Origin of the sequence: Bacteroides sp. A1C1, assembly GCF_004328515.1 — a bacterium.
GTDB classification, from domain to species: Bacteria; Bacteroidota; Bacteroidia; order Bacteroidales; family Bacteroidaceae; genus Bacteroides; species Bacteroides uniformis.
Genome location: NZ_CP036491.1, coordinates 4,131,132 through 4,144,831, shown reverse-complemented (window position 1 = coordinate 4,144,831; position 13,700 = coordinate 4,131,132). Strand labels below are relative to the sequence as shown.

19 protein-coding genes are annotated in these 13,700 nt (G+C 43.1%); 1 reads left to right on the top strand and 18 read right to left on the bottom strand.

Annotation, left to right across the window (positions count from 1 at the left end; genetic code table 11):
- The 4 genes from EYA81_RS17255 to EYA81_RS17240 all read right to left on the bottom strand — a co-directional run bounded on the left by EYA81_RS17255 (position 1) and on the right by EYA81_RS17240 (position 1,465).
- Positions 1 to 381, bottom strand: coding sequence for a hypothetical protein (locus EYA81_RS17255; protein ID WP_131226168.1), 381 nt, complete (start codon positions 379 to 381; stop codon positions 1 to 3).
- A 28-nt stretch (positions 382 to 409) separates the two neighbouring features.
- Positions 410 to 712: a hypothetical protein gene (locus EYA81_RS17250; protein WP_131226165.1), complete on the bottom strand. Its 303-nt coding sequence runs from the start codon at positions 710 to 712 to the stop codon at positions 410 to 412.
- 146 nt (positions 713 to 858) lie between these two features.
- Complete coding sequence (locus EYA81_RS17245; RefSeq protein ID WP_131226163.1) at positions 859 to 1,251, bottom strand: hypothetical protein; 393 nt, start codon at positions 1,249 to 1,251, stop codon at positions 859 to 861.
- A 13-nt stretch (positions 1,252 to 1,264) separates the two neighbouring features.
- Positions 1,265 to 1,465: a hypothetical protein gene (locus EYA81_RS17240; protein ID WP_131226160.1), complete on the bottom strand. Its 201-nt coding sequence runs from the start codon at positions 1,463 to 1,465 to the stop codon at positions 1,265 to 1,267.
- Positions 1,466 to 1,579: 114 nt separating this feature from the next.
- Here EYA81_RS17240 and EYA81_RS19740 point away from each other — a divergent pair, with 114 nt between their 5' ends.
- Positions 1,580 to 2,278 (top strand): LexA family transcriptional regulator, encoded by a 699-nt coding sequence (locus EYA81_RS19740; protein ID WP_234079087.1) that lies wholly within the window; start codon positions 1,580 to 1,582, stop codon positions 2,276 to 2,278.
- A gap of 400 nt (positions 2,279 to 2,678) precedes the next feature.
- Here the strand turns inward: EYA81_RS19740 and EYA81_RS17230 are convergent, their stop codons facing one another.
- The 14 genes from EYA81_RS17230 to EYA81_RS17160 form a co-directional block, all read right to left on the bottom strand.
- Complete coding sequence (locus tag EYA81_RS17230; RefSeq protein ID WP_007763215.1) at positions 2,679 to 2,921, bottom strand: hypothetical protein; 243 nt, start codon at positions 2,919 to 2,921, stop codon at positions 2,679 to 2,681.
- A gap of 318 nt (positions 2,922 to 3,239) precedes the next feature.
- Positions 3,240 to 3,458, bottom strand: coding sequence for a hypothetical protein (locus tag EYA81_RS19735; RefSeq protein ID WP_131226159.1), 219 nt, complete (start codon positions 3,456 to 3,458; stop codon positions 3,240 to 3,242).
- Between the two features lie 27 nt (positions 3,459 to 3,485).
- Positions 3,486 to 4,550, bottom strand: coding sequence for an ATP-grasp domain-containing protein (locus tag EYA81_RS17215; protein WP_131226157.1), 1,065 nt, complete (start codon positions 4,548 to 4,550; stop codon positions 3,486 to 3,488).
- Positions 4,547 to 5,839: a diaminopimelate decarboxylase gene (locus tag EYA81_RS17210; protein ID WP_131226155.1), complete on the bottom strand. Its 1,293-nt coding sequence runs from the start codon at positions 5,837 to 5,839 to the stop codon at positions 4,547 to 4,549. The genes EYA81_RS17215 and EYA81_RS17210 overlap by 4 nt, the downstream gene beginning before the upstream one ends.
- A gap of 9 nt (positions 5,840 to 5,848) precedes the next feature.
- Complete coding sequence (locus EYA81_RS17205; RefSeq protein WP_117599507.1) at positions 5,849 to 6,850, bottom strand: 3-oxoacyl-ACP synthase III family protein; 1,002 nt, start codon at positions 6,848 to 6,850, stop codon at positions 5,849 to 5,851.
- Between the two features lie 12 nt (positions 6,851 to 6,862).
- Positions 6,863 to 7,615 carry an SDR family NAD(P)-dependent oxidoreductase gene (locus tag EYA81_RS17200; RefSeq protein ID WP_131226153.1) on the bottom strand — a complete coding sequence of 251 codons (753 nt, stop codon included), beginning with the start codon at positions 7,613 to 7,615 and terminating at the stop codon, positions 6,863 to 6,865.
- 2 nt (positions 7,616 to 7,617) lie between these two features.
- Entirely contained in the window at positions 7,618 to 7,845 is a 228-nt protein-coding gene (locus tag EYA81_RS17195) for an acyl carrier protein (RefSeq protein ID WP_117599505.1), read from the bottom strand.
- Complete coding sequence (locus EYA81_RS17190) at positions 7,823 to 8,431, bottom strand: GNAT family N-acetyltransferase (protein WP_131226152.1); 609 nt, start codon at positions 8,429 to 8,431, stop codon at positions 7,823 to 7,825. Before EYA81_RS17190 ends, EYA81_RS17195 begins: the two co-directional genes overlap by 23 nt.
- A gap of 117 nt (positions 8,432 to 8,548) precedes the next feature.
- Positions 8,549 to 9,535: a PseG/SpsG family protein gene (locus EYA81_RS17185; RefSeq protein WP_226791159.1), complete on the bottom strand. Its 987-nt coding sequence runs from the start codon at positions 9,533 to 9,535 to the stop codon at positions 8,549 to 8,551.
- A 4-nt stretch (positions 9,536 to 9,539) separates the two neighbouring features.
- Positions 9,540 to 10,223: a pseudaminic acid cytidylyltransferase gene (gene pseF, locus EYA81_RS17180; RefSeq protein WP_005829500.1), complete on the bottom strand. Its 684-nt coding sequence runs from the start codon at positions 10,221 to 10,223 to the stop codon at positions 9,540 to 9,542.
- Positions 10,220 to 11,383 (bottom strand): UDP-4-amino-4,6-dideoxy-N-acetyl-beta-L-altrosamine transaminase, encoded by a 1,164-nt coding sequence (gene pseC, locus EYA81_RS17175; protein ID WP_117599502.1) that lies wholly within the window; start codon positions 11,381 to 11,383, stop codon positions 10,220 to 10,222. Before pseC ends, pseF begins: the two co-directional genes overlap by 4 nt.
- On the bottom strand, positions 11,380 to 12,402 hold the full coding sequence (pseB, locus tag EYA81_RS17170) for a UDP-N-acetylglucosamine 4,6-dehydratase (inverting) (protein ID WP_131226148.1): 1,023 nt from the start codon (positions 12,400 to 12,402) through the stop codon (positions 11,380 to 11,382). Before pseB ends, pseC begins: the two co-directional genes overlap by 4 nt.
- Before the next feature lie 13 nt (positions 12,403 to 12,415).
- Positions 12,416 to 12,904, bottom strand: a complete 489-nt coding sequence (locus EYA81_RS17165) for a UpxZ family transcription anti-terminator antagonist (protein ID WP_117588778.1) — start codon at positions 12,902 to 12,904, stop codon at positions 12,416 to 12,418.
- Positions 12,905 to 12,939: 35 nt separating this feature from the next.
- Positions 12,940 to 13,476, bottom strand: a complete 537-nt coding sequence (locus EYA81_RS17160; protein ID WP_005825336.1) for a UpxY family transcription antiterminator — start codon at positions 13,474 to 13,476, stop codon at positions 12,940 to 12,942.
- Positions 13,477 to 13,700: the final 224 nt, after the last annotated feature.

Genomic DNA, 13,700 nt, shown 5'->3' with positions numbered 1-13,700 from the left:
TTATAAGGCGGCTGCCATCTGTTGGATCTCGTGCTGCAGCTGCATGAAATCCGATACAAATTCACATTGGTAGGTTTCAGTCCGTTTTCCGTCCACGTACACATCCACATCATTGGTCTTTCTGTGGACCACGAGTTTTACACGGGGACCGAAAGTGCAGGTCATGGTCTTCTCGCACTCCTCGAAGGTGGTTTCGCAGTTCGGAATGAAGTTCCCGTCAGTCAGTTTGCCGCCTCGCTTCAGGGCAAGAGTGCGTATCCGGCGCGCCTGGTCGCTGTCACGGACAAAATTCAGTGCCTGCCACACAGCCTGACGGCTGCATCCGAATGTCTTCATCAGGAAGGTCTTTGTTTCGTTATCTGTCAAAATCTGCTTTCTCATATCGTTTATCTCTTGATATATTGCTCATTTATAATTCCTCAATCGCTTTCCGCTTGATGTCATCCGAATCATCCGGAAGTATCTCGTAAAGGCGTGTCCCCTTTTTCAGTTCCTCAATCAGCACTTGCATGGCTTCCTCGCACACACAGTTCACATTCTCCAACACCCGGTAGGCATCCGAGTTACTGATCGCATCCTCTGTCATGAACTGTCCGGCCAAATCCATAGCCTGGTCGGCAATGTTCTGTGTATGGGCCGCACTGCTTATCATCGTGCGAAGCTTCTGCTTGAACTGGCGTTCAGCTCTCCCTTGATTGAAATTCTTTGCCATAAATCTAAATTTTAGAGGTTAATATCGTGGGGCGCGGGGAATCGAACCCCGACGGCTTTCTACGCTTTCTCATTTTCGATTTACCAACTCCCCGGCCGTGCCTGCCGCCCCTGCCCGTCTTTCCGGGCTGCCAGGTATCCGGCAATCTATTTGCCTTGTTCTTCTATCATCGAAAGGACAACCTTCCTGTCTTCATCCCAAAGCGGAAGCCCCAATTCGATGGTCCGTTTCACCACTTCCATCTCACCGACCAGCCTTACCGCTTCTTTGCGGAAATCGGTATCGTCATACGCATGCGCCTTGCCAATCAGGAAGTCGGTCAGGTTGTTGATAACTTCCTTTTGACGTTCACATTTCATTTCATAGTTCAACACTCGTACATGAACATCACGGATAATCCGGCTGTCCCCATGTTTCTTGAAATCTTTGCAGAACTCATCCTTATTCATCGAAGTGTTCAGATAAACCGCATGGATGTAATCAAAATCCTCTGCTGTAGGGGTTATCCCCGTCCGTTCCATAAATTCTTGCTGTGTCATAATCCTTATGTTTTTATTTTTCTTCTATATGTATCATGTCCAGTATGTTGTCCGTCGCCATGCTGTTGCAAACAAGGATGGCAGCCTTCACTCCGTTTTCCTTCATCCACCTCTTTGCTTCGGCAATGGCAGATGATTTTTGCCAGCCGTCTGAAATGGCAGCACCCAAATCATTATAGTGCTCATCTGTCAGTTCAAACCAATATCGTTTCATTTTCTTTAATCCTTAAAATTCGCTAATCACACGCCTTTTTTGTATATTTGGCGCGCTGTTTACATCTTAAACACGCTGCAAATATAGGACAAAATTTTAACCCGTCAAAAGATTATGGAGAATATTTCAACTATAAAGGATAGAATTTTAACCTTCTTAGAATCTGAAGGCATTAAAAAGGCTGATTTCTACAGCACGACTGGCATTTCTGATAGTAATTTCAAAGGGAAAAATCTGTCCAGTCAGCTTGGAGGAGATGCTATAGTTAAAGTTTTAACCTCATATCCGAACCTTTCAGCAGACTGGTTGCTTGTTGGAAGGGGTGATATGTTGAAACAGGATTCTAATTCCATTCAAACGAAGTTAGAACCCGAGGACACCAAAGGCGAAACAGCTATACCAGTGCCGGATGGATGCCACGAAGGCATTCCGCTGGTCCCGTTGTCAGCCATGGCAGGTGCCTTTACCAACGAAACATCCGTCATGGAGTACGAATGTGAGCGATATGTCATCCCAGCATTCAAGGGGGCAGACTTCCTCATTCAGATTAAAGGGGATTCTATGCAGCCTACTTACTACTCAGGCGACCTTGTTGCGTGCCAGCGAATGCCACTTAACGACATATTCTTCCAATGGAACAAAGCTTATGTCCTCGATACCGTCCAAGGACCGCTTATCAAGCGCATCATGCCCGGATCCGATGCAGACCATGTGCTGATTGTATCCGATAACTCTAATTACCCACCATTTGAGTTGCATAAGAATCAATTCAATGGTGTGGCCCTGGTTCGTGGACTTGTACGCTTGGAATAAACAGCAGCACTCCCAACAGGAACAATAAGACGCACGCACACACTTTTCAAGGCATTTCCAGGGTATCAGGACGCAAAAACAACTGTAAATCAAATGCTTCGCGCTATATATATAAGGTATATCAATAAAATAAGTGTCGTTTTTCCTATCTGAAAACAGCGAAAAACGGCACTTATTTACATTTGCTACATTCTTTCCTATTTCGGGCGAACCCTCCAAAAAGCGAAAAAGTAACCCTAAAAGTAACCCTAAACTCATCGAAGTAGTAACCCTAAACAGTAACCGTAATAGTAACCCTAAACCCCAAATTACCACCCGTAAGGGCATAAAAAAGGGGAGCCATAAGCCCCCCAATCAGCATTCAAAGAAATAACGCCTACAAGCCTTTCTAACGGCGTTACTATATCGTTCCAATATTGCCCTTACTACCGCCCGAAATGAGCGTAGATTGCTTAATTATAGCCTTTTTCGTGCATATTGTGCCGTTACCAGACAGCCCAGCATGAAGCAGGTAGTTCTTGGTCGCTCCCACTTGATCTGCCGTTAGAACCGTATAAACAGCCGATATACTGCTGAAATACCAGTCTTTCTGCTTCGTTCCATCTATTTTATGCAGCAAATGCACATGAATCACTTTTGCCATACTCGTTTCTATTATGCTGCAAATATACTAAATAATACTTATTTGGAAGAATTTTAAGGAATCATATTTGAAAACAGGCACAAAAAAACGGCCACACAGCCGTTCTTACCATCATATAACAACCCCATCAACCCAACCATAAAACGGGTACACAGCCAGAAATAAAGCCCTTCCAGACCGTTTTTGCCCCATCTGCAAGCCCGATGTAAAGCAATTGCCCGAAGATCCGAAGAAAAGCCCCTCAAACGTAAAGCAGATGTAAGCCCATGTAAAGAGAAAAACCGCTTCGAAATATTCAGCCCATTTTCCCGACCATGCCTAAACCCTTTGGTTTTCAAAACCTTTCGCCCATTTTTCCCGACCATTGAAAAAACCGCTTCGTTCTATGCCCCATATCTGTACTTTTACAACATCGGCACCTGCCTTTTTCATTGCCTCGATGGTACGGACAGCAATATCAAAGCTCTGCAAATGATTACAAGACAGTTCTGCCAAAACCAGCGTTCTGTCCAGTTTATCAAAATTGATTTCTACCATATCTATATCTATGCAAATATACTATATTTAGAATTTGATGAGTTCTCCTTCAGAGTTAGTAAAATACTCCAAGTATCTACGTTTCATACGGGTGCCAAACTGAGGCGAGACATGGGGCAATGGTTCGCCTAACAATTGTTTAATGCGGAGATAAGGCAAATTTACTCCACCTGCTGCAATTACAGATACCGTAGCCGTCAAACGAGGATTAATATCCATTAAAACTGCCGTTCCATCTGCACTGCGCATAAAGTCAAAACCCACATTACCATCCATGTGCATCAAGCGCACCACATCGCTACATATTTTATAAGCTTGCCTGTCATAAGCCAATACGCTTTCCTGTGCAATACTCATAAGGCTAACGACATTTTCACGGCCTACCTGATAGATTACAGTACCCTTATGAGCCAAAAGGTCAACTGTGTATTCATTACCTGGCATGAACTCCACCAACATAAGCTCATCCAGCACATCCACTTCTTTCAAAATACTCAGCATATCATCGTAAGAAGTATAGAAACTGTTGGGCTTCTCATGGGCGAATAGCTGATAACGGGACTTGTTCGCATCAATAATTCTCACACCACGGCTTCCACTGCCATTGACTATTTTTAGGCATACAGGTTTTTGGGGATAACCCATATACTTACACCCTTCAACAAAGTCATTGATTGTATGGACAGGATAATATTCAGGCACCGGTATCCCTGCCTCTGCAAGCATTTGGTATGTCTTAAGCTTGTTATTTGCCACATCTACAGAATTGCTGTTGGAAACCGACAAAGTGACCCCTATCCGCTTGAAATCGTCCCATCGTTTCACCAATGCACTCACTTCCGCCGAAACTCCCGGGAAATAGATATCTACATGTTCTTTCTTGCAAATATCGAGCAATATGTTACAATAATCAGGATGAGTAGCTGCAGGTACTTGATAAAAAGCGTCAACCATATACCTGGCAGAAGGTTCATCAGACATATCCACACCTACTACCCTAATTTTACGTTCTCCATTATTTTTGAAGCAAGCTATGATGCCGGGAATAGATGGTGAGCCACTGGCGGAAATTAATACTGTGAGGTCTTTCATTGCTTCTCTGTTATAAAAGTGTTGAACACATCATCAAAAGTTTCTGCCCGTTTGATTACCTTAATCGTGCCATCTTGCGAATAACACAACATTTGGCAATCCGGTTGGATAAACGGTGGTTTTGATACGATTGAATAGCCCCCCACATTACCAAAGAGCAAAATGTCACTTACAGAAACTGGTTCCTTAAAGTCATGATATAAACAATCTTGTTCCAAACAAGTGTATCCCATAATATCTGTGATTCCCAAACTATAATTCGCATTGACAGAACCTGCAGAATGGACCACTCGATAAGGCACTTCCTTGAACTTGCAAATTTCACCGGCATTGTAATAGCAACTGTCCACGGTTACAAATTGTTTACCTCTAATAGACTTGATATTATCCACACGGGTTGCCAGTGATATAAACTTTGATATGAGGGTAGTACCCGGTTCTGAAAACAGAATAGGTTTCTTTTCTGAACCAGAAAAGAACTGCGCCATAGTTCCAGCCACTACGCGGGCGTAATCATCATAAGTCGGAACATGATCCCCAAACTGAATAGCGAGAGAAGGATCCATTTGTCCGAACATACCACTTCCAACGTCAACGTAGTCTACGGCTCCGTCAAAATAGTTAGAGATGACATCCAATAAACCGTCAATTCTATTTTGCCAAGCCTCTAATCCCCGTGCACGACTTATATGGCAGTGTACACCGCTCAAAACGACATTGCCGCATGCCTTTAGACAATCAATCGTACGTCGGAAAGATTCACTGTCTTTTTCCAGGCCAAAACGTGAAATGTATCCAGCACCAATATCCATGTTAACACGGATACCGACCCTTATAATCTTGTTTGAATGAATGCGGGATATTTCAACGACACGTAAAGCTTCATCCTCACTGTCTATATTAGATATACCCCCATTAAGAATATGCTCCTCCATACAACGGCCTTTACAAGGTCCGTTATAAATAATCTGACTGTCCGGATAGCCCAATCTTTTTGCTAAAGTATATTCCATATCGGACACAACCTCGGCATATCCCCCCATCTGTTTAACTAAATTACATATGTAGGGGGTATAGTTGGTCTTATAAGAGTAAGAAGGAATATAGTTATCGTAAACAGCACGGAAAGAGTCACATAATGATTGGAAGTTTTCACAAAAATCTTTTTCATGAAACAAATAGAATGGGGTTCCATAATCATGGACTAATCTTAGGATTTCACTATCCAATGCACTTTTCGTATCGGGATCCTTGGTATAAAACGGAAAATCTAACAGATATTTATTCATAAAAACAGTTTAAAATTTCAATACGGTTCCCGCCCAACTTAGTCCTACCCCGAATCCGGTCACCATCACGTTCATACCTTCATGTACTAGCCCACAGTCGAGACAATCTTTTAGACCAATCATAACAGTAGAAGATACAGTGTTACCTGTAGTGTCCAGATTCATATAAAACTGGTCTTTGGGCAACACACACACCTTGCGAATAGTATTAAGCATAAACTTATTAGCCTGATGAAAAATGTAATAATTCACCTCTTCCTTACTTAGGTTATTCTTTGTCAAAACATCCTTCATCAAAGCAGGAACAGCTTCAAGTGTAAAGTTAAAGATGGCACCACCATTCATATAGAGGTAATCTTCATAAGCCGTATGCCCTTCGTCATCAGTCATAGAAACACCCGTAGATTGCCTCTGACGCGATGCTCCTGTCTTCACAATCAGATGCTCAGCCCCACTGCCATCAGTACCCATTGAGAATTCACCAATTTCTGCCATCCCCTCAGTAGATACCAAACAAGCAGCTGCGCCATCGCCAAAGATGGAACGGTTGCTCTTATCTGACGGATGCAGATATTTGTTATAAGTTTCAGCGGTCAATAATAATACATTACTAGCAATGCCAGCTGCTATCAGCCCTTTTGCCACTGCCAAACCATAAACACAACCCGAGCAACCTAGATTATAGTCGAACGCACCAATGTTGGTACGCAAACCTAATTTGTGTTGCAAGATACAAGCCGTCGATGGCAGGAAGTAATCCGGACTTTGGGTACAGAGTAACAAAAAATCAATATTCTGCGGGTCGATATGATGCTCACTGAATAATTGGTAGGCAGCCTTTTCGGCCATATCACCAGCTGTTTCGTCTTCAGCAGCCAGATGACGGGAGTTCACACCTACTTTCGCAGCTACTTTATCTATACTCCACTCGGGAAATTCAGAAACTAATTCTTCGTTAGTCACTACCTTAACTGGCAAGTAGTATGAAATCGCCTTAATATATGCCTTCATAATTATAATCTATTACAAATTACTCTCCCCCCCCGTCAAATCGACATTCGTTCCTGTCATCCATGCAGATGCCTCGGACAGCAGATAAATGGCAAGATTTGCCACATCCTCGGGTTGGCCGTAACGTTTTAAAGGATATTGCTGTTCAGCTTCTTGCAAGTCCTCTTTAGTTAGTCCTCCTTTTAGAATCAAATCTGTCCACACCATAGCAGGACAGATGCAATTCACACGAATCTGCCGGGAGGCCAATTCAAGTGCCAAACATTTGGCATAGGAAATGAGCGCACCTTTTGATGCACTATAGATAGCATTGCCAATACTGGGTGAAAAAGCTGCACGCGAAGCTATGAACACAATGGAAGATGCTTTTTTTATTTTCTTGGCACGAAGTAACTCAGCTTGCAGTAAAGCGATAGACTTGAAATTAATATCCATCACCTCGTCCACATCGTTTTCGGTAATAAGTTTGCAAAGCTGACGTTGGCCGATACCCGCAGCATAGACCACTCCGTCCAAAGCAGGTAACTGGTTCACCAATATTTGTCGTTCTCCAATAAGAGCAAGGTCAACTATGATTGATTTATGTCCATTACCAACTAAAGCCTCTGCAGTAGCGGCAAGCCTTTCTTCATTACGCCCTGTAAGCACAATCGTAGCACCCATTTTAGCACAAGCTTCGGCTATGCCACGCCCAATACCAGAAGAAGCTCCAGTCACCAAAATGGTTTTTCCTGAAAGAGAGAAAGGGTTAAATACTTCTGTCATTATCATTTAGCAGCCACTAAATTAAACAGCTCTTCCACTGTGTTGCAAGAACGAATTTCCTTGCCTGTGAGTGTCTTACCATATTCTGTTTTTACAAAAGCTATTATAGCCATAGCAGTCAATGAAGACCATTCATCTAATTCTTGAAATTGCGTATTAGCCTGAATTTCTGATGCGTCTGTGTCATCGAACTGATTAACAAAGCCATTAATGAAGTTTTCTATTTTCATTTTTTACAAATTTTATATATTCCACAATCGTTTTTTCGTAGTTTGAATCAAAATCTTCAGGTGTAAGACTATCACACACATAATAAAGTTTCTTCATACTGCAAATTGATTCTATTGTTTTAGAGGAAGTAAACTGACAGCCTAAAAAAACATCAATTAAATAGGCTTGTACATTATCCGCATCGACCGAACCGTAGAATCGTTTAAACTGTAATATATGAAAGTAAAAATAGAAACACTCTTTTACAAAAGAAAACCCATCGCCATAAGTTCCAGGGATTGCATAATAGCCTAATTCACCACAATCCTCATCTTTTTTTATTGATGTAACATATGTAACACCAATGGGATCACCATCAGGATCGTAAACTAACCAATAATAAGCATCAGCTCTATTGTGAAGGCTTGCTACATAAGCCAAATGATTATCCAATGGAATAATCTCATTGGAATACATCCATTTCCTTACATCAACATGATTACGCCAAAAAAGAATTTTCTTTAACGTGTCCATATCTAAATTGATAAAGTTACGAAACCTGTAACCATGCGAACTATAATCTACATTTCTATCTATTTCTATCATTCATAAAAAACATTATTCAAAAATATTCTTTGTGACAGTGTCTTTGTACCTTTCACTTCTACTATTAATCCAAATAATTTACCTCTCCCATACCTAATAAAATAATAAATCTAAATCTTAAGAACGTACATTCCTAAGGTAATAACCGTCTTGTAAGTTATGAAATAGCTGGCAATAGTTTTGACGAATGTCTTTCCCTATAGATGCGCAAGGAACCGTTGATGCATTAAGAGCATCCATATCTATATAGGGGTGCTCCACATTACCCAAACCGATTACCCATCCTTTAGCAGTGACAAGATTATAGAAATCCATCTGATTATCTACAAACCACCCTGCCGCTACTTTTGTATTACAAAACAAAGCCTCAATGCACACTGTACTTGCTGAACAAATAACGAGATCTGACTGCCTAAACAAATCAGCCATTTGTTCAGCTGAAAGGCCTGAACAATATGTAAGGCGTCTATCTTGTGATATAGGGTGGATTGGTTTATAGGCATCACCTACAACTGCGGTTATTGATTTAACATTTTTGCTCTCAAGAAGATTACTTGCATAGTAACCGGTTGCATCAAAATCATCACAACCGCCAAATGTAATAGTAACTTTTTCTATACTCCCTATAGTATGACAACGTTGTTCTTTTACAGCTTCGATAAACGGATGACGGAGCAACGCCCAATCAACCCCCAAACAGAGTTTGGTATAGGGCTCTACATCAAACAAGGATTCATCCGTTAACCCATGGTTTATCACAACATCAGCCACATAATGCTTGTCGTGCATATCATCCACACACACCAGACAGCATCCCTTTTCTTTAATGGTACGCTGGTAATCAGTAGTAAAGAAATAGTTGTCAAGTACCACAATTTCGTCACCTTGCAAAAGGGAAAGGAACTCATCATAATGTGATTCTTCCTGTAAGGGGATGAAAGGACATACCTTCTCCATCTCACTCACCTGATAAGGGGTAGGATGGCAAGTAAAGAAGGTACAATCAAAATCGTCCTTCAGCATATCGGCCAAAGCCAGAGTACGAATAAAGTGACCGTAGCCGATGGCAGCACTTGCATCGGCACGGAGATAGATTTTCTGCATTACATCATTTATGAAGCAACTCATACTTCATCTCTGCCAATGCCCAGTCAGTCTGTGTATCAAGGTCCTGCACTTCAAGTTCGGAAAGTACCAACCCGGCTGTATTCTCACCCCAAAAAGTCCGGCTCTCCACAAAGGGAGCAGTGCGAGAGAAATAGAACTGACCGGCATCGTGATAAATCGGTTCTAAATCTTGGGAACGTGCATTTTTGTATTCGGGATAAACCATACTAATTTTTCCATCCACGATGTGAAGGCTGCGCTGTATAGGATAGGAATAAGCCACACAAGTGAAAACGGAATCTATCTCCGAATTCATTTTTCCGTATGCTTCCCGGAGTCTTTCGGGAGTGACAAAAGGAGCCGTTGAGTAAATGCAACAAACCGTTTCAAACTCCCTGCCTTGCTCTTTATACTTCCTCAGTACTTCAAGAATTACATCATCAGTACCGGCATAGTCATTTGACATCTCGGCACTCCGCATAAAAGGAACTTTGGCACCATATTTACAAGCTATTCCGGCAATCTCCTCATCATCGGTAGAAACCATCACCTCCTCAAAAAGACCGCTTTGTAAAGCTGCCTCTATGGAATATGCAATGATAGGTTTACCCATAAAGGGCTTGATATTCTTACGCGGAATACGTTTACTGCCGCCACGTGCAGGAATGATTGCTATATTTTTCATTTCTCTACAAATTCTATAACCTTTTCAATCACATACTCCTGTTCCTCGTCCGTCAACGTGGGATACATCGGAAGACTCAGACAATGTTCGTAATACTCTTCTACTATAGGTAAATCGCCTTTCCTATTTCCCCACTGCTGATAGTAAGGCATCAGATGAAGCGGAGCATAATGAACCTGCGCATAGACATTGTTCTCGTGCAGATAATTATAAAGGCCCAAGCGGTCAGCTACTTGAATGATATAAAGGTGATAAGCATGATAGACATCGGCAGCATTGAACGGAGTCTTGATACCATCTATTCCGGAAAACGCTTCATTATAGCGTCTTACGATTTCATGGCGGCGTTCAAGACCTGCTTTCGCACGCTCCAGCTGAGAAATACCCAAGGCAGCCTGAAAATCAGTCAGACGGTAATTATACCCTAACTCCTGCATCTCGTAATACCAGCCACCATGATGCTCGTGCAATAAAGCAGGGTCTTTCGTAATGCCATGCGTACGGTAAAGACAAAGCTTGTCATAGAGCTCCTTGCTGTTGGTGGTCACCATGCCTCCCTCACCCGTAGCGATATGTTTCACGGGATGGAAAGAGAATACGGCACAGTCGGCAAAACAACCGTTACCACAATGTTGTTTCTTGCCTTTACTGTCCATGAAATAGCCGCCGGGAGCATGGCAGGCATCCTCGATAATCCACAAACCGTACTCGTCGGCAAGCTTTCTGAACTCTTCCAGATCCAAAGGATAGCCTGCAAAATCAACCGGAACAATACCTTTGTAAGTACCGCGAGGAGAAGCTTTAAGCATAGCTTCGAGTTTACGGATATCCATGAGGTAAGTATCCTTGTCAATATCACAGAATACCACCTCGCCGCCACAATAGCGAATGCAGTTGGCACTGGCAGCAAAGGTCATGGGAGTGACAATCACCTTGTCACCCGGCTTTACATTCAGTGCGGTAGCTGCAAGATGAAGCCCCGAAGTAGCATTGTTCACCGCTACGGCATATTGTGCACCTACATATTCGGCAAATTTCGTTTCAAATTCCCTGATTTTGGGACCTTGTGTCAGGTAATCGCTTTTCAGGGTATCGATGACTGCCCGGATGTCCTCATCTGTGATATGCTGACGACCGTATGGAATAGGCTTGCTTATCATTTCACCTCGAAATTAGGGTCAACGTATTTCTTGATATTCTCGCGCATAGTCTCTACTGTCTCCCACTCCGTATTGTTGTCACTGCTGTAGTAGAAACCGTCGGGAACGGGTACTGCATTGTGATGTCTGATGAACTCTTCGCGACTGTGCTTGAAAGATACGGAAGGAAGAATGACATAATATCTGCCCAAATCGATTGTATCAAGAGCATCGGTTACAGTAATCATCTCCTCGTGCAGTTTCTCTCCCGGACGGATGCCCACTTCCACCTGCGGCAGATTGGGTGCAATGGCGGTAGCCACGTCCTGGATATGATAGGAAGGAATCTTAGGAATAAAGATTTCACCACCCAGGTGATGTCCGATGGCATACATGACCAAAGCGACACCGGCTTCCAGTGAAATGTTGAAACGGGTCATGCGCATATCGGTTATGGGAAGTTCCTTCGCCCCGTTGTCACGCTTGTTGATAAAGAAAGGGATTACGGAACCGCGGGAACCCATCACATTGCCATAACGGACTACGGAGAACCTGATATCCTTGGAACCGCTGATATTGTTGGCGGCAGTAAACAGCTTGTCGGAAGTGAGCTTGGTGGCGCCATAAAGATTAATGGGGGCACAAGCCTTGTCTGTAGAAAGGGCCACCACATGCTGTACACCGGTGGCAAGAGCAGCCTTTATCACATTCTGCGCACCGTGTACATTGGTTTTGATGCACTCTTCGGGATTGTATTCAGCGGTATCCACCTGCTTGATGGCGGCTGCATGGATAATCACGTCCACTCCTTCGCAAGCCCGCGTCAGGCGTTCGAGGTCACGGACATCACCGATAAAGAAACGCAGTTGCGGATACTTATGACCGGGATATTTCTGTTTCAGCTCAAATTGCTTCAGCTCATCGCGGGAGTAAATAATAATTTTCTTTACTTGCGGATAATCACGGAGAATGGTTTCCACAAACTTCTTTCCGAAGGAACCCGTTCCTCCGGTAATCAATACGGATTTATTGTTAAGCATTATATGAAAAGTTTTATTCATCGATATATTCCCATGGATAGGGATTGTCTGTCACATTCTGAAATTCATCAACCGCTTCCTGCTGTTCGGGAGTAAGTGATAAGGAATCCCAGGAGGCGATGATGGAACGGCCTTCGTCGGCCAAAGACTCGTCGAACACTTCACCGTAGCAGGCGGTAAGCAGACGGAGCTTCAGTAAGGAAGCGGGAAGGGCGTCGAGCACATCCCAACAACAGTCCAGCACTTCCTGGACATGCTGCAGCTTTTCGCCATGGTCCACAAAAGAGGCGCTGTAACCCATAAGAAGGGCAAGACAGACATTTGCCTGCTCTTCGATGGTAGTGCCTTTTACACCCGACCGGTATAAAGCCATGGTAAGACGGTAGACCTCACCGTTCCGCCGTGACAAGTCATCGCTATAGACGGGACTGCCGTCCATACCCAAATACATCAGTTCGTGCGCAGCACGCTGAAGAGTGATTGCTTCTTCGGAAAGAGACATAAGCAATTATAGAATTAAGAATTAAAAATTAAAGTTCAGCCGATTACTTCTATAAGATCGGGATGGATAGTGGCCATGGCAACAGCTATGACACCTTGTATTTCGATAACCACGCGACGGTCACGTGCGCCTTTCACCTTCAGAAACACACCCTCTTGCCCCTCAAATTCACCGCCGGTAATCCGGACTTTGGTGCCTTTGGACAAGTTCAATTCATCCGGTTGAAAATAAAGAAGATGATCATCGTAAGTGCCGGATACGGCAATGAAACGCTGCATCTGACCGTCTGGGACAATAATCTTCTGCCCACTGCGGGTATCGGTGATATATTGCAGATAAGTGACTTGAGATTTTACACGCTGCACATCGGAAGGACGGGCATGGACAAAAAGCAGATTATGAACGACCGGAACCAGAGCACGGACTTTTTTCCCTTTTTTTATACATATCTTGTATTGCATAGGAATGAAACAGCCCAAATTTTCTTTCTTGAGCAGATGCATGGCATCTGGTTCTCTGCGGTAGGTGGCACGCATAGCATACCAGATTTCGACCTCTTTCTCTATTCCCATTTTTATGCTTTTGTTCAGACAAGGGTGTTCTCCTGGGGCTTTGAACCTCTTGCATACACTTGAAATTCAATTACTTGCGGACACTTTATGTAGAATACGACAAGCTTTATGCCCTTCTTGTCAACAGATTTTTTGCAGTCATTCATTACCTGTCAGGTAAAATGCTGTAAACGAATCTATTGCAAGCAAAAAGCGTTCAATAGACGTTCGTTTTTTGAACGTCA